This is a genomic window from Glutamicibacter sp. (genome assembly GCF_032154645.1).
GTDB lineage: Bacteria > Actinomycetota > Actinomycetes > Actinomycetales > Micrococcaceae > Glutamicibacter.
The window spans coordinates 40,285-56,226 of record NZ_JALDXV010000010.1; the positions used below are offsets into that span (position 1 = coordinate 40,285).

At 61.6% G+C, this 15,942-nt stretch carries 14 protein-coding genes; 5 read left to right on the top strand and 9 right to left on the bottom strand.

Going from position 1 to position 15,942, the window contains the following annotated elements; translation table 11 throughout:
• Positions 1-7: 7 nt before the first annotated feature.
• Both uvrA and RUH64_RS10185 read right to left on the bottom strand, forming a co-directional pair.
• A complete protein-coding gene (uvrA, locus tag RUH64_RS10180) occupies positions 8-2,878 on the bottom strand; it encodes an excinuclease ABC subunit UvrA (RefSeq protein ID WP_313813118.1) in 2,871 nt (956 codons plus the stop codon).
• A 76-nt stretch (positions 2,879-2,954) separates the two neighbouring features.
• Positions 2,955-3,641, bottom strand: a complete 687-nt coding sequence (locus tag RUH64_RS10185) for a phosphatase PAP2 family protein (RefSeq protein WP_313813119.1) — start codon at positions 3,639-3,641, stop codon at positions 2,955-2,957.
• Between the two features lie 234 nt (positions 3,642-3,875).
• Here RUH64_RS10185 and RUH64_RS10190 point away from each other — a divergent pair, with 234 nt between their 5' ends.
• The gene (locus RUH64_RS10190) at positions 3,876-4,817 is read left to right on the top strand and encodes a COX15/CtaA family protein (protein ID WP_313813121.1); all 942 of its coding nucleotides are present in this window, start codon (positions 3,876-3,878) and stop codon (positions 4,815-4,817) included.
• A 3-nt stretch (positions 4,818-4,820) separates the two neighbouring features.
• Here RUH64_RS10190 and RUH64_RS10195 read toward each other — a convergent pair whose 3' ends face one another.
• Positions 4,821-5,657, bottom strand: a complete 837-nt coding sequence (locus RUH64_RS10195) for a PhzF family phenazine biosynthesis protein (RefSeq protein WP_313813123.1) — start codon at positions 5,655-5,657, stop codon at positions 4,821-4,823.
• A gap of 24 nt (positions 5,658-5,681) precedes the next feature.
• Positions 5,682-6,059 (bottom strand): GntR family transcriptional regulator, encoded by a 378-nt coding sequence (locus RUH64_RS10200; RefSeq protein WP_313813124.1) that lies wholly within the window; start codon positions 6,057-6,059, stop codon positions 5,682-5,684.
• A gap of 78 nt (positions 6,060-6,137) precedes the next feature.
• On the opposite strand from RUH64_RS10200, the gene RUH64_RS10205 reads away from it, so the two are divergent.
• The gene (locus RUH64_RS10205) at positions 6,138-6,791 is read left to right on the top strand and encodes an MBL fold metallo-hydrolase (RefSeq protein ID WP_313813127.1); all 654 of its coding nucleotides are present in this window, start codon (positions 6,138-6,140) and stop codon (positions 6,789-6,791) included.
• A 70-nt stretch (positions 6,792-6,861) separates the two neighbouring features.
• On the opposite strand, the gene RUH64_RS10210 is transcribed toward RUH64_RS10205, so the two are convergent.
• A complete protein-coding gene (locus RUH64_RS10210; protein WP_313813129.1) occupies positions 6,862-7,653 on the bottom strand; it encodes a methyltransferase domain-containing protein in 792 nt (263 codons plus the stop codon).
• 77 nt (positions 7,654-7,730) lie between these two features.
• On the opposite strand from RUH64_RS10210, the gene RUH64_RS10215 reads away from it, so the two are divergent.
• Positions 7,731-10,262: a DUF3516 domain-containing protein gene (locus tag RUH64_RS10215; protein ID WP_313813130.1), complete on the top strand. Its 2,532-nt coding sequence runs from the start codon at positions 7,731-7,733 to the stop codon at positions 10,260-10,262.
• Positions 10,263-10,340: 78 nt separating this feature from the next.
• Positions 10,341-10,532: a hypothetical protein gene (locus RUH64_RS10220; protein WP_313813131.1), complete on the top strand. Its 192-nt coding sequence runs from the start codon at positions 10,341-10,343 to the stop codon at positions 10,530-10,532.
• Positions 10,533-10,555: 23 nt separating this feature from the next.
• Here the strand turns inward: RUH64_RS10220 and RUH64_RS10225 are convergent, their stop codons facing one another.
• Entirely contained in the window at positions 10,556-11,497 is a 942-nt protein-coding gene (locus RUH64_RS10225; RefSeq protein WP_313813132.1) for a phosphotransferase, read from the bottom strand.
• A gap of 745 nt (positions 11,498-12,242) precedes the next feature.
• Complete coding sequence (locus RUH64_RS10230; RefSeq protein ID WP_313813133.1) at positions 12,243-12,377, bottom strand: hypothetical protein; 135 nt, start codon at positions 12,375-12,377, stop codon at positions 12,243-12,245.
• 358 nt (positions 12,378-12,735) lie between these two features.
• On the opposite strand from RUH64_RS10230, the gene RUH64_RS10235 reads away from it, so the two are divergent.
• Positions 12,736-13,761, top strand: coding sequence for a M12 family metallopeptidase (locus tag RUH64_RS10235; RefSeq protein ID WP_313813134.1), 1,026 nt, complete (start codon positions 12,736-12,738; stop codon positions 13,759-13,761).
• Between the two features lie 98 nt (positions 13,762-13,859).
• Here RUH64_RS10235 and RUH64_RS10240 read toward each other — a convergent pair whose 3' ends face one another.
• Complete coding sequence (locus RUH64_RS10240; protein ID WP_313813135.1) at positions 13,860-14,519, bottom strand: DUF2278 family protein; 660 nt, start codon at positions 14,517-14,519, stop codon at positions 13,860-13,862.
• Positions 14,520-14,553: 34 nt separating this feature from the next.
• A complete protein-coding gene (locus tag RUH64_RS10245) occupies positions 14,554-15,696 on the bottom strand; it encodes a hypothetical protein (protein WP_313813136.1) in 1,143 nt (380 codons plus the stop codon).
• Between the last annotated feature and the right edge of the window lie 246 nt (positions 15,697-15,942).

The window sequence follows — 15,942 nt, forward strand, 5'->3', positions numbered from 1 at the left end:
CGGATCGCTAGAGGATCTCCGCCAAGAACTTTCCGGTGTGCGATTCTGCAACCTTTGCCACCTTTTCCGGGGTGCCGGTGGCGATGATCGTCCCGCCGCCCGAACCGCCCTCCGGGCCCAAATCGATGATCCAGTCGGCGGATTTGATGACGTCCAGGTTGTGCTCGATGGTCAGCACGGTGTTGCCCTTCTCCACCAGGCCCTGCAGCACCAGCAGCAGCTTGCGGATGTCCTCGAAGTGCAGGCCAGTGGTCGGTTCGTCGAGCACATAGATGGAGCGTCCGTTGGAGCGCTTCTGCAGCTCTGCGGCAAGCTTGACGCGCTGCGCCTCGCCTCCGGACAGCGTGGTGGCCGGCTGGCCCAGCCGCACGTAGCCCAGGCCGACATCCACCAAGGTCTTCAGGTGGCGGGCGATCGGGGTGAAGGCGCTGAAGAACTCTGCGGCCTCGCTGATCGGCATGTTCAGCACGTCTGCAATGTTCTTGCCCTTGTAGAGCACCTGCAGGGTTTCGCGGTTGTAGCGGTCGCCGTGGCAGACCTCGCAGGGGACGTAAACGTCGGGCAGGAAGTTCATTTCGATCTTCAGCGTGCCGTCGCCCGAACAGGACTCGCAGCGTCCGCCCTTGACGTTGAAGGAGAAGCGGCCCGGCTGGTAGCCGCGCAGTTTCGCCTCGTTGGTCTCGGCGAAGAGCTTGCGGATGTTGTCGAACACGCCGGTGTAGGTGGCGGGATTTGATCGTGGGGTGCGTCCGATCGGCGACTGGTCAACATGGACCACCTTGTCCAGGTGCTCCAGGCCCTGCACGCGGGTGTGGCGCCCGGGAACCTGCTTGGCGCCGTTGAGCTTGTTGGCCAGCACCTTGTACAGGATGTCGTTCACCAGGGTGGACTTGCCCGACCCCGACACGCCGGTCACCGCCGTGAGCACGCCGAGCGGGAAATCCACGGAGACGTTCTGCAGGTTGTTCTCACTGGCGCCGACGACCTTGAGCTTGCGCTCCTTGTCCACCTTGCGGCGCTTGGCGGGGATTTCGATCTGCCTGCGGCCCGAAAGGTAGTCGCCGGTCAGCGACTTGGTGTTGGCCTTCAGCCCGTCCACGGAGCCAGAGTGCACTACCTCGCCGCCGTGTTCGCCGGCGCCGGGTCCGATGTCAACGATCCAGTCGGCCTCTGCGATGGTGTCCTCGTCGTGTTCCACCACGATCAGGGTGTTGCCCAGCGAACGCAGGTGCAGCAGGGTGTCGATCAGCCGGCGGTTGTCCCGCTGGTGCAGGCCGATGGAGGGTTCGTCGAGCACGTAGAGCACGCCCACCAGGCCGGAGCCGATCTGGGTGGCCAAGCGGATGCGCTGGGCCTCGCCGCCGGAGAGCGTTCCCGCCGCGCGTTCAAGGGTCAGGTACTCGAGCCCCACATCCAACAGGAACTTCATGCGGGCGCCGATTTCCTTCAGCACCTGCACGGCGATCTTCGTTTCGCGGCTGCTCAGTTCCAGGGTGGTGAGGAACTCGGCGGCGCTGCGCAGGTCCATGGCCGCAACCTCGGAGATCGACTTGCCGCCCACCAGCACCGAGAGCGAGGCAGGGTTCAGGCGGGCACCGTTGCAGGTAGGGCAGGGGATCTGGCGCATGTACTGCTCATAGCGGTCGCGCGCGTGGTCGGATTCGGTTTCCTCGTGCTTGCGGTGCACATAGGAGACGACGCCCTCGAAGCCGGTGGAGTACTTGCGTTCGCGGCCGAAGCGGTTCTTGTACTGCACGACCACCTTATGGTCCTTGCCGTTCAGGATCGCCTGGCGCGCCGGTGCAGGAAGGTCCTTCCACGCGGTGTCCATGGTGAAACCGAGCTCATTGCCCAGTCCCTCGATCAGGCGGTTCCAGTATTCGGTGGTGGCCTTGCCCAGCGACCAGGGGGCGATCGCGCCGTCGGCCAGCGTGACCTCGGGGTCGGGAACGATCAGGTGCTCGTCCACTTCCAGCTTGGTGCCGATGCCCGAGCAGGCGGAACAGGCGCCGAAGGGGTTGTTGAAGGAGAAGGTGCGCGGCTCGATCTCGTCGATGGCCAGCGGATGCTCGTTAGGGCAGGCCAGATTCTCGGAGAAGGAGCGGACCCGCTTGGGGTCTCCCTCGTCCAGGTCCACGAAGTCTGCGAGCACGCGTCCGTCGGCGATGCCCAGGGCGGTTTCAATGGAGTCGGTCAGGCGCTGGCGGACGTCTTCCTTGATCACCAGACGGTCGACGACCACCTCGATGGTGTGCTTGACCTGCTTGGCCAGCTTCGGAGGATCACTGAGTTGGATGGTTTCCCCATCGACGCGGGCGCGGGAGAACCCCTTGGCCGACAGCTCTGCGAACAGGTCGACGAACTCGCCCTTGCGCGCACGGACCACCGGGGCCAGGATCTGGAAGCGGGTGCGCTCGGGCAGCTCCATGAGCTGGTCGACGATCTGCTGCGGGGTCTGCTTTGAGATCGGCTCGCCGCAGATCGGGCAGTGCGGGTGGCCCACACGCGCCCAGAGCAGACGCATGTAGTCATAGACTTCGGTGATGGTACCCACGGTGGACCGCGGGTTGCGGCTGGTCGACTTCTGGTCGATGGACACCGCTGGGGACAGACCCTCGATGAAGTCCACGTCTGGCTTGTCCACCTGGCCCAGGAACATTCGGGCATAGGCAGAGAGCGACTCGACGTAGCGTCGCTGCCCCTCGGCAAAGATGGTGTCGAATGCCAACGACGACTTGCCCGAACCGGACAGTCCGGTGAACACGATCATCGCATCGCGCGGCAGATCAATGTCCACGTTCTTGAGGTTGTGTTCTCGTGCGCCCTTAACGACCAAACGAGTTAGATCAGTCTTTTTGCTCTCTGCAGTAATAGCCACGAATCCATAATAATCGAAAATTGCTTCGAATGAGTGTGGAGTTCATTGCACCGTGCCAGCTTTCTTGCGGGCCGGGTTATTCCGCCGCGTCGGCCCGGTCCAAAATTGCCGGGCCTGCACCTTCGACGAGCTTCGGCGGCAGGTGCTTGACCAGCAGCGGACGTACCACCGATACGGCGATGACCACAATCAGTGTGCCCAGTGCCAGTCCGGTGAGTGCGTCATGCAAATAGTGGGCGCCGGCTCCCACCCGGGAGAGTGCTACCAGTGCCGCCGCAGTGGCGAAGTACCAGCGCAGGGCGGGCAATGCCAAAATGCAGGCGGTGGCGAATGCACCGGCGATCACCGAATGGTTCGACGGCCAGGACCAGTCCCCCAGCGGCGGACATTCAAGCACCGTCGCCACGTGAATGCTTTGACACGGCCGCTGCTCGTTGACCAGCTGTTTGAGGATCGTACTCACTGCGTAGGCGGCGATGACACCCACGGCCCCGGCGGCGATCGTCCAGAACACGCTTCGGTCCTTGAACCACGACCACACGCCGATGGCCGCCGAGCTCAGGACCAGCAGAATCAGCAGTGGCTCGGAGCAGAAAACCGCCAGCGCACTGAGTACCGCAGATGATTGCACCGAAGTGCTGATGGAGGTGTACAGCTGGACCTCGAAGAGGAATGCCACCACCGCCGACGCTGCAAGACACAGCACAATGATGGAACTTTTCGAGAGTTTGATCGACGCTTCGGTCGCTGGGTCAGGGGTCATGAGTTGGGATTATACGAGCGAAAACTGACACACCAACTCAGCGTTCACCATGCTTTCATTCAGCTTTGCCGGCCAGTGGTTCGCCCGGTCATTCACCGTCTGCTAGCGTGGAGAGGCTGGAATCATGGCCAACCAGTAAAGCTAGACCCCTGGCAAATTCCGTGGGTTCCAGCTGGCCTGCGGCACGGCAACGATTCTGGCAAACAGGTTTTTTTCTTACAGAATTGCAGTCCCATGCCCACACCGTTCAGCTGGCTCGCGTCGAAATTTTCGACCTCGTTGAAAACCGTTCAGATCGCATCGTTGATCTCACTGCTGCTGGCAATCCTCGTAGTTGTCGGCGGCTCGGTGGTTCGGGTGACTGGTTCCGGTCTTGGCTGCACCGAGTGGCCTTACTGCACCCCCGAAACCCTGGCTCCCACCGCCCAGATGGGCATTCACGGGATCATCGAGTTCAGCAACCGCCTGGTCACAGTGCTGCTGTGCCTCGGCGTCGGATGGCTGATCGTTGCCGCACGGCTGTACAAGAAGCACGGACAGGAATTGACGCGCCTTGGCTGGCTGCAGTTCTGGATCGTTGTGCTCAACGCGGTCGTCGGCGGAATCACCGTATGGGTCAAACTGAACCCCTTCGTGGTCGCCGCACACTTCATCGCCGCATCGCTGCTGCTCACGGCCGCCACCATCACCTGGCACAAGGCTCTGCAGATCGACCAGCCACCGGTCATCGGAACCACGCAAAAACAGAAGTCGCTGGGCACGGCGATCCTGTTCGTCACCGCACTGCTGCTGGTCATCGGCACCGCGGCCACCGGGACGGGACCGCACGCTGGAGACTCGGCGGAGGTTCCCCGCATGCCTTTTGATTGGGCCACCGTCACCGTCATCCACGGCTCGCTCGCAGCAGCGAGCTTGGGCCTGACCATCTGGCTGTTGCTGGACTGCCGCCGCACCGAACATCGGGCACTGGGCCTCAAGGCGCTGTTGCTTGTCGCTGCCATTCTGGCTCAAGGAGCCGTCGGCCTCTACCAGTCCCTTGACGGCCTGCCGGAGGTCGTGGTCATCCTGCACCTGCTTGGGGCCGCCATTGTCTGGATCGGGGCCATCCGGGTCTTCCTGACAAGCCGCATCCCCGCAGCTGTTCGCGCGGCCGATCCCGCGGTGCCGACAAACTAAACGCTACAGGCTGACCTGGCCCTGTACGCAGGCCGTCACCTGTCCGCCCACCCAAATATCCTCCGCGTCGTACTGGATGTGGATCCTGCCCCGATATCCGATGGCGGTACCCTGCGCGGCAACGTAATTCCTGGTGGTGACGCCGCTGTGGCGCAGCCAATGGGCTAGGCCGGCATTGAGGCTGCCGGTCACCGGGTCCTCCCACACCGGGTCGCCGCCGAGGAACGCCCGCACCTCGTACTGTGTGTCTCCGCCTTGCTGATGCGCTCCGATCACCCCGATGCACAATTCGCCCAGGTCCTGTGGGTCGGGGTTCAAGGCAAGGACCCCCTCGGCACTGTTGAGCCGGATGCCGATCCATTCAGGTCCATTGACAATCCAGGAGGCGTCAAGGATGTCCTCTGGTGTCAGGCCCACAGCGGCGGCCACCTGTGAAAGCTTTTGCGCCGACAACGGCTCGAAACGCGTCAAGGTCGGGGCTTGAAAGGCGAAGTGCTGCCCGGTGGTTCGAACCTTGAGCAGCCCTGCGCCGCATTCCTGGACCAGATAACCGTCGTTCTTGGGCCGCCCGCCTCCTTGAAGCCAGGCAAAGGCCGAACCCAGCGTTGGATGCCCGGCAAAGGGGTATTCCTGGGTCGCAGAGAAGATCCTCACCCGATAATCCGCCCCCGGCCGTGTGGGCGGAAGCAGGAATGTGGTTTCGGCAAGGTTTGTCCACTTGGCAAAACGCTGCATCTGCTCGGCGCTCAGGCCCTGGGCGTCATGCACGACTGCCAGTGGATTACCCAGATAGGCAACGGGTGAAAAGACGTCTACTTCGCTATAGGTGTGACTTCGCATCGGACGAACCTCGCAGTTCCGTGGTTAGCGCGGCAGCGAGCTGAAGGCGGCGCGAAGGTACTTCACCGCGGTTTCTTCATCCACCGACCAGGTCTGGGCGATGCGCGCAAGATCCGCGGCGGCGTCGCTGACTTCCTGCTCCGCTCGGTCTTCGGCCGCCTGGACCACCGTACCGTGACGCCCGCGCGTCACCACAGCACCCTGAAGTTCAAGTTCTTTGTACACCTTGGCCACGGTATTTACTGCCAAGTTCAGGGCACCGGCGAGCGCGCGCACCGAGGGCAGCTTGGTGCCCGGGGCAAGTTTCCCTTCGGCGATGGCGTTGAGAATCTGCTCCCGCACCTGCTGATACGGGGCCACGGCGGAATCATGTTCGATGGTGATGAACTCTAGGTCAGTCATACAACGGTCCGTTTCATATAGTGATCGTGTCTTTCGAGCCTATCGTGTCGACGCCGCGATTCGCCGTACCCTGAAGACATGAAAGAACTTCTACTCGATGACGTCGTGATTCGCTGGATCTCGGTTTCAAGCATGAATAACAACGTGTATCTGGTCACCGAGCGTGCCAGCGGCAAGCAGCTACTGGTGGATGCCGCAGATGACTTTTCGGCCATCGTTGAGCTGATCGATGCCGCGGGCACCGACGGCCCCGATCCTCGGCTGGTAGGCATCGCCACCACCCATCAGCATTGGGACCATGTTCGGGCCCTGGCCGAGGCGGCGAAGAACTATCCCGTCCCCACCTATGCCGGCGTGGACGACGCCCAGGGCATCTCCCGTGAAGCCTCGGTGAGGATCAGCAATGAGCTCGCCCACGGCGATGTGATCTCCTTGGGGGATGTCACCATCGAGGCGATCCACCTGCGGGGCCACACCCCCGGCTCCATCGCCTATGTGATTCGTGATTCCTCGGGCCAAAACGTGATCCTCAGCGGTGACAGCCTGTTCCCGGGCGGCGTCGGCAATACCGGCAGCAGCCCGCAGCGTTTTACCTCGCTGCTCGACGACGTCATCGAACGGATTTTCGATCGCTTCGGCGACGACACCCTGGTCTATCCGGGCCACGGCGATGCGACGACCCTCGGCGCCGAACGCGGTTCGCTCGATGAGTGGCGCGCCCGCGGCTGGTAGGCAGCACCGCGGCGGCGGTATGCAGGGCCCGTGGAGGCAGGATTCACCGTCCTGGCGCCACGGGCCTCATTTATCCCAGTTTGCGCCCGATCATGAACAGGCGGCGGAAGGGGAAGTTGGTCAGCTGCGTACCGTCCGGGCCGAGGAATGACGGATAAGCCTGATTGACCTCCCGGGCGTAGTCGGCCTCGAAGTCAAGATAGTCTCCGGCGCTCAGCGCCTGCCTGATCGGCAGCAGCGCGGTCCCGCGCACCCACTGCAGGATCGGGTCCTCGCCCACCATGACCTGTTGGTAGGTGGTTTCCCAGACATTCGCTTGGAAACCTGCCTCCAGCAGCAGCCGCTGATATTCATCGGGCTCCCCCACGGCGTCATCGTGGCGCAGCACCTCTGCCAGCTTCCCGATCCATTTCTCCGATTCGGCCACCTGACGCATCAGCGCGTGGGAGGGGGAGGTAAAGTTCCCGGGTACCTGGATGGCTACATAGGCGCCGTCCTTCAGCGCTTCTAGCCAGCGGCGCAGCAATTCCCTGTGTCCCGGGATCCACTGCAGCATGGCGTTGGAGAACAAGAGATCGGTCTGCGGCGACGGATCCCAGTCCACCGCATCGGCCAGGGCAAAGCCGAGGTTTTCGAGGCTGACGGTGGTCTTTGCATGCTCAATCATCGCCGGGGAAGAGTCGAGTCCGAGCACCTGGGCCCGCGGCCATTTCTGAGCCAGCAGGGCTGTCATGTTGCCCGGCCCGCAGCCCAGATCCACCACCTGTCGCGGGTCGGCGCCGCCTAGTTGATCCAGCAGGTCGCGGTAGGGCCGCCCGCGGTAGTCGGCGAATTCGGTGTACTTTGTCGGGTCCCACTTCATACCCCTGAGCTTAATCCGCGCCCTTGGGGCAAAACTAGGGGCCGGTCACAGTTCGCAAAGGATAGGCTTAGAACATCATGTTGCTCACTGACTATCTGCCTGCAGACGCAAAAAACGTATCAGACGACGAAATCTACGAGGCCTTTGGCCGCTGGGTCACCACCCGCGGCATCGAGCTCTACCCGGCCCAGGACGAGGCCTCCATGGCCCTGGCCGCCGGGAGCAACGTCATCTTGGCAACCCCCACGGGTTCCGGCAAGTCCCTTGTGGCCATCGCCGCGCACTTCTACGCCATGGCCCGCGACCAGATCAGCTTCTACACCGCACCGATCAAGGCGCTGGTCTCGGAAAAGTTTTTCGATCTGTGCAAGATCTTCGGAGCGGAGAACGTCGGCATGGTGACCGGCGACTCCTCGGTAAACGCGGATGCTCCGATCATCTGCTGCACCGCCGAGATCTTGGCGAACATTGCGCTGCGCGAGGGCTCGCGCGCGGATGTTGGCTGCGTCATCATGGACGAGTTCCATTTCTACGCGGACCCGCAGCGCGGCTGGGCCTGGCAGGTGCCGCTGATCGAACTGCCGCAGGCGCAGTTCCTCTTGATGAGCGCCACCCTGGGCGACGTGACCCGCTTCGACAAGGAACTTGAGGAGCGCACCGGCAAGACCACCGTCACCGTCGCGCATACCCAACGCCCGATCCCGCTGCACTTTTACTACTCCATGGACCCTGTCCAGGAGGCGGTGGAGGAGCTGATCAAAACCCAGCAGGTGCCGATCTACATCGTGCATTTCTCGCAGCTGGACGCGATCGACCGCGCCACCGGGCTGATGAGCATCAACGTCGCCACCCGCGAGGAAAAGGACCGCATCGCAGAGCTGATTGCCGGGTTCCGCTTCGCCGCAGGCTTCGGCAAGACGCTGAACCGGCTGGTCCGCCATGGCATTGGTGTACACCATGCGGGCATGCTGCCCAAGTACCGCCGGCTGGTGGAGCAACTGGCGCAGGCAGGCCTGCTCAAGGTCATCTGCGGCACCGACACCCTGGGCGTGGGCATCAATGTGCCGATCCGCACCGTGGTGATCACCGCCCTGTCCAAGTTCGACGGCACACGTACCCGCATCCTCAACGCCCGCGAATTCCATCAGATCGCCGGCCGTGCGGGCCGAGCAGGGTTCGACACCGCCGGAACCGTGCTGGTGCAGGCTCCGGAGCACGCCATTGAGAACCACAAGGCCATGGAGAAGGCGCTGAAGAAGCACGGCGAGGGCTCCTCCAAGCTCAAGCAGATTCCCAAGAAGAAGCCGCCACAGGGCTTCGTGACCTGGGGCGAGAAGACCTTTGAACGCATTGTGGAGGCGCCCCCGGAGACCCTGAAGTCTTCCTTCCAGGTCTCCCACTCGATGCTGCTGAACCTTTTGGAGCGAGAAGACAACGCTTTCGAGGCAGCGGTCCGCCTGCTCACCGAGAACCACGAGACCCCCTCTGCACAGCGCAAGCTGAAGCTGCGCGCCATCGGTATTCTGCGCGAACTGATCGCCACCGGCGTGGTGGTGCGCCGGGCCGAGCCCGACCAGTACGGCAACTACTATGAGCTGACCGTCCACCTGCAGCAGAACTTCGCACTGAACCAGCCGCTCTCCCCCTTCGCACTGGCCGCGCTGGAGTTGTTGGACCCCGACTCCGCCAGCTATGCGCTGGATGTGGTGTCTACCATCGAGGCCACGTTGGAAAAGCCGCGCCAGGTGCTCTCCGGCCAGGAGAAGAAGGCCCGCGGCGAAGCGCTCGCGGCGATGAAAGCCGAAGGTCTGGACTACGACGCCCGCATGACCGCGTTGGAAGAGGTCAGCTACCCGCAGCCGCTGGCTCAAAAGCTTGAGGCTGCCTTCGAGCAGTACCGGCAGGGCGCCCCGTGGCTGGCTGACTTCGAGCTGCAGCCCAAGTCCGTGGTGCGCGATATGTACGAACGCGCCATGGGTTTCTCCGACTTCGTCCAGTACTACCAGCTGGCCCGGTCCGAGGGCGTCCTGCTGCGCTATCTCACCGACGCCTACAAGGCGCTGCGCCAGTCGGTCCCGCAGGATGCACTGCGCGAAGATCTGGAAGACCTCATCGAGTGGCTGGGCGAACTGATCCGCCAGATCGACTCCTCGCTGCTCGACGAATGGGAGGAACTCTCCCGCGGCGAGCTGCACGACGACTCCGAGGAGATCACCCCGCCGGCCCCGGAGAAGCTGACCAGCAATATGCGCGCCTTCCGCGTGATGGTCCGCAATGAGATGTTCCGCCGGGTCAAGCTCTTCGCCGATGAGCAGGACAAGGCGCTGGGCGAACTGGACGAACACAACGGCTTCGACGCGGATGCCTGGGCCGACGCCATGGACGACTACTTCGACGAGCACGACGACATCAACGACGGTCCCGAGGGACGCAGCCCCAAGCTGTTCATCGTCAATGAATTGCCGGGCCGCATCTGGGAGGTCCGCCAGATCTTCGCCGACCCCGAAGGACACCACGACTGGGGCATCAATGCGAAGATCAGCCTCGATGACTCCGATGAGGCCGGCGAACCGGTGGTCGCAGTGACCGCGGTGGGACGACTGGACTAACTACTGCCGGTACTGGTGCCCGCAACAGCCTGCCATAAATTGCTAGCGCTGTTGCGGGCATTGTCGTAGGGTAACGGCATGAACGGAATCACGCTCAGGATTCTCGGCGCAGCCGCCATCATGGTGGGGCTCATCTGCCTGCTCAGCGGATGGTCAGCGGTCTTCGCTGTGGAGGGAACCATGTTCACAGCCATTCAATGCGCGCTCGTGCTCGGCGGACTTTTCATGGTCTACCGGGGTGAGAATCCCAAGTCGAGGCATCCCAAGTAGCTGGTTGCCGGTCCACGCCCCAACTAACCGTTCAGCCGCTGTTTGAGCCAGCCGATGGCCGCCGCAGCCTGCTTGGCGTGGTATTCGCGCAGTGTCGGCAGTGTAGGGATCGGCGGCCTGCGCGCCGCATCCACGTAGAATCCTGCAAGACCTGCCAATACTGCATTCACCGCCTCAGGTTTCGCGGAATTGAAGAGCTCATGCGATCCCAACCAGTGATCAACATCGAACCCGGGTGAATAGATCCTCGCCTCGATCAACACCGTCAGTCCGTCATACCACGCGGCGCCACGCGATGCCCAGGGCCAATCGATCAGCACGACCGTTGAGTCAGAGTTGATAAGCAAATTGTCCGACCGCAGATCGGAATGGACCAGCTGGTTCCCTGAAAGCGCCGTTGCGCCACAGAGCGCCAAGTCGTTCAGTTCAACCATGTTTGCCGCGATCCAGGGATCCGACGGCACAAAGTTCTCTGAAAGCATCCGGGCGAAGCCCTGGAAATCTTCGCGGAGTTCCGCGTCCAGCGTCGGAAGTTCATTCATGAATCTTCCCGTGGCTTTTTCGGCCATGCCCGAAACAGCATCGAGCACCAACTCCAACTGGTCTTTCTTCCAGGGCAGTGCGGGACTGTCCCCGTCGATATCCGCAAAGATCAACGCTTCCCAGCCGTTCCAACTCACGTACCCGATAAATTCCGCGACCGGCAGCGACGAGGGCAAAAGTGCGGCAATTTTCGCCTCCCTAGCATGCAGGCATGCCGAGCCTTCGTTCAGGTGACTGTTGACAGCCTTGATGAATGCCCGGCTGCCATCCGAGGTCAGCACTCGATCGGCACTGCCTGGTGAGAATCCGCCGTGTTGGCTGCTGCTGGCTACCACTGCCGAGCCGAGGCACGCTTCCAACCGGGCCCTCAATTCCGTCGGAAGCGTGGGCCAGGTCATTCGTTGAGCGAATTTCACCTGCATACACTAAGTAGTCTCAGATCAACTCCGCGTTGACAAGGGTTGCCACAAATAACAGTCTCGAGTCCACGAGGTTTGACGAAGCATTCCCCATAGCTGTCGGCCGCTGTCTGCTGCTACGCGATGACCATTTCAATAGTCCTGCACCGCATCACCAAAATGAATTTCAACGACTTCACCGCGGCCGCTGCCGACCGTACGCCAGTGGTCAAGCAGAACCAACCGAGAGCACGGTCATGCCTATGGTCGGCGACCTGACGATGCGCCGCCCGCCGGAAACCTGCCAGACGGCCCGGGCGGCGTGAGGTGAAATGGGCGACGACAAGCGGTCCCTCGCCCTCATCTGGCGGCCGGGAATGAGAAGTTCCGCCGAATGTTGCTCGCCACCGGGCAACGGGAGTAGACCTTGGGTGAACTCGACCACTGCGACGCCAGCCTTGACTGCGCGAGGGACAAAGGAGAGTCAGTCGCTACGGTCACCGTAGTCTGCGGCTGGGCTGGTAATCGTCGGGTAACACACCGGTAATGCTGCTTGCCCCATTCTTGGATTCGACAGCAAGAACACGGTCTAGCAGAGGAGCAGGACATGGCATTGTTGAGTCAATCAACTGCGACGTCGGCGACGTGGTCTTGGCTCTCCGGCGTTGTCGCTCCTTCTGTTCCGCGGTGGCACCAGAGCAACCTGACCAACTGCCAACTTTCACAAGATGGGCCAATGGCCAGCAGCGATGACTCCAATGCTATTTTTTCAATGCACCTGCTGCGTTATGCGGCGCAACACCAGGATCTGATTAAGGCGCTCTTCTGGGCCCACGGTGGACCGGTCGGAGCAGCGCAGCATGGCTGCGGCGCGCAGTGGCTCCGGGGCGCTAGGAACCTGCACTGTCTCATTCACCCTCACCATGGGTTGGCAATTCCCCTTCCAACTTCCGGAAATCCGCAATTATGCGCAGATCACCGGGACCGCCAACGTCACGGACCGTATTGATGGTTGGCGCACCATAGACCACTTGGATCTGCAAAGGGGCAGATCAAGCCTATTTGCTGTTGACCGTGGCCATGTAGGTTTTGGACCACGGTGGCGGCTCGAACGTTCGGCTGAACGAAACCTTCGGCTGGTGCCATCTACTCAGGCTTGCCGCTGGTGGACGTGAGCTGAACATGCTGCGCGTGCCGAGGGTGGGGGCGGCACGCACGGGAACTCTTTTAACTGCGAAATGTCTTCCTTACAGGAGCAGGATATGAACTATGAAAACCGACCGGTGTGCCTATCGAAACCGGTCATTCAGCGAGAACTGCCGGCAGGACTGCCGGATATGCGCATGCGTCTCATACGCGTGCTGTCAAAGGTCTGGGTCAATGAAACCGAACTGCACTACTTCTTCATCGACGGACCCGAAGCCCAACGGGAAGCCGTACGCCATGCCTTTGCAGAGTGGAAGGCGCTGCCGCTGGGATTGAAATTTACCGAGACCACGGACCGCGCCGCCTCCGAAATCCGTATTGCCTTCGATCAGGCCGACGGTTCCTGGTCCTACGTCGGACGCGACCTACTGGGAATTCCTGCCACTGAAACAACCATGAATTTCGGTTGGGACCTGACGGATGACTACGGCCACACCACGGCGCTCCACGAGATCGGACACAGTCTGGGGCTGCCGCATGAGCACCAGAACCCATTTTCCGGAATCGTGTGGGATGACGACGCTGTCTATAAGTACTTCACGGGAGCGCCGAACTTCTGGTCGCGGGCCCAGACAGAACAAAACGTACTGAAGAAGTTCGCGCAGCAGGAAGTGGACGGCTCCCCGTGGGATCCGAATTCTGTGATGGAGTATTGGTTCCCCGCAGGACTGATTCTCCAACCGGCCGAATACTCCACCGGACTGAACCCAGCCGGTGGCCTGTCAACCCAGGACAAGGAGTGGGCCAAGAATTTCTATCCTGCTACTTCGTCGACGATGACGGAGCTCAAGGCCTTTGAATCACAGGTGCTTCAGCTGGCGGCGGGGGCGCAAGCCGACTTCTCGATATCGCCTGCTGTCTCGCAAAACTACACCATCGCCACCTTTGGCGAAACCGATATGGTCATGGTTCTTTTTGAAGACGAGGGCGGCTCGCTGCGCTATCTGGGCGGCGATGACGACAGCGGAACGGGTCTCAACGCCCAGATGAAAGTCCGTCTGCTGGCCGGACGCCGCTATGTCCTGCGTTTGCGGCTGTACTGGGCTGGCGGCAGCGGCAAATCCAGCATCATGTACTGGTAGCCGCACCCTCCGCTGCGACAGAAACAACCCATCGTCCAACACCCCGCACTCCTCTAAAATCAAGGTGTGCGGGGTGTTGGACAGTTAGATCTGCGGCATCACGTCGGGCGTCCTTGGTCATCAGTGGTGAAGGACTGCGTTTGGAACTTGTTCAGGAACGCCACCAGTTTTCCGTCGGGTTTGAGAACGATCGTCGCTCCGTCCTGCCAGATCCAATTTTCATCGTCGTGACCGCCGCCCACCGGGTCGCCCTGATTCTGGTGGACGTTGTGCACGCCGAGGCCGCTGGAAAATGGTTCGCCGAAGACAAAGAAGCGTGTGCCGCCATCGATCACGGATTCCAACTCGGTGAGCGCCTGAATGCCGGTACCGCTGAGCCACCGCGGATTCCAGCGCAGCCAGGTTAAGAGCCGGTACAGCCAACCCGCGAAGAGCAGCAGGCGAATGACCAGCGGTGGGTGCAGCACCGTTGACCGAATGTAGTCCGCGGCGCCGCTGGTCGCGGTGGAAGCCAGTGGATGCCATCCATCGCTGAGCGAGGAAATCCCGGTGAAGTCTGCTGCCCGCAATCTGGGTGTTCGCCATTGGACGCCGTTGGGCATATTTTTGGGGTCCACGTCGATGGCGCAATGGTAATTCCCCTGTGGTGTGTGGATGACCAGATTGCCGTGATAATAACGGCCATAGTTGTCAGGCGGGTCGCGATAATAATCCTGCAGGGTCTCGACAAGCACCCCGTATCCATTGCTCAGCGGCATGAACTGCTCCCTTCTAAAATTTTGCTGTCTTCGCTTAATTTGCAGGACTGTCCAGCACCTGCCCCACTTTGTCCTGCACCCGCTTAGCCTGCTGGTCGACCATGACCGTAAACAACTGCTGCGCGGCCCCGAATATCACCGCCCAGGCAAGTATCTGCTGCGAGCTGTCGAGGTCGGATAGACCGGGAAAGAAGCCGCCCCGAATGAGCAACAGGCCAAATACTGAGATCAGCGCGCCAAGAGGCAGCTTCAGCAGGGCCATGGCAATCGCCAGATTAAAGGGTGCAGCGGTGCCGCCGACGGCGCGGAAGGAGCCTGCCGCAGACACCGCGGCACCTGCCATCCCGACGAAGAGCAGCAGCGAAATATCCGTGGGGCGCACGGTAGCGGCAACGACCTCGTCTCGACTTTGCACATTCTGCGCCTGTTGCTCGGTCTCCGCACCGCCGTTAGTTTGCGTCCCCTGTTCCGACGGCAATGGGCTCTCGTTGGTGGGGCACACCACGGTGGCCTTCCCCTCGGGGGTAAAGCAGATGGCCAGGTCGCTGGGGTTGGTCGCACCCCACAATGCCAGCCCGCCGGAAAGCAGCAACAGGATTACAGTCCATGCGGTGAGCCCGCGGCGGAAGCTGAGCATCCTTGCATATTCGCGTCGGTAGGCCATATTCGCGGCACTTCCGGCAGTGATGATTTCTTCGCGCACGAGTCCCGAATCAATGAAGTTCAGCTTGGCCTGCACATTGGTTCCCAATTTGTCCACATCACGCATCAGCAGTTCAAAAGCGATGCGTTGCGGGTCCTTGAGATCAAGGTGGTTGCGCACATCCGACTGGATCTTCGGAAGCTTTCCCAGCAGGTAGTCCGAATCTCCACGGCGCAGCATGAGTATGCTTGCGGCGTGCATATGCGCCATGACACTGCCGATGAGCGTGGTGCCCAGCATGAACTTCCACCGGGTGGTGCTCAACCGTGCCTGCGCCGCATCCAGGTGATGCTTGATCGCTGCGTCCAATTCCGCTGCCACATCGGCACCGCCGGACGTGGCCTCGAAAGGTGGAGGAAGCTTGGCCAGGTAGCGGGCTTCGTCTTGCCAGCCGGCAAGATCGGATACGGCAATGGGGAATCGCCGCTGGGCCATATTGACCCTGAACTGTGAATGTTTGTCGATGCTCGGCATGATCGGGTACCCCGCTTGCTTCCGAGTGGTCCTGCGGGCGCAGAAAAGCAGGCCCCGCGAACATTCCTTCAACCGAATGCCAACGGGAAACGAGGATCAGACAGGGCACGCCTCGCCGCTCCACACCTGGTCGGCTGCCGGCAGCCAACCATCGTCAATCATCTAGCGTGTAGTGTGAGGCATCGGGTGTTACCGGTGCATTACAGCCATCTGCGGGCGACGGCCAGATCCGAGCCAAGCACGGTT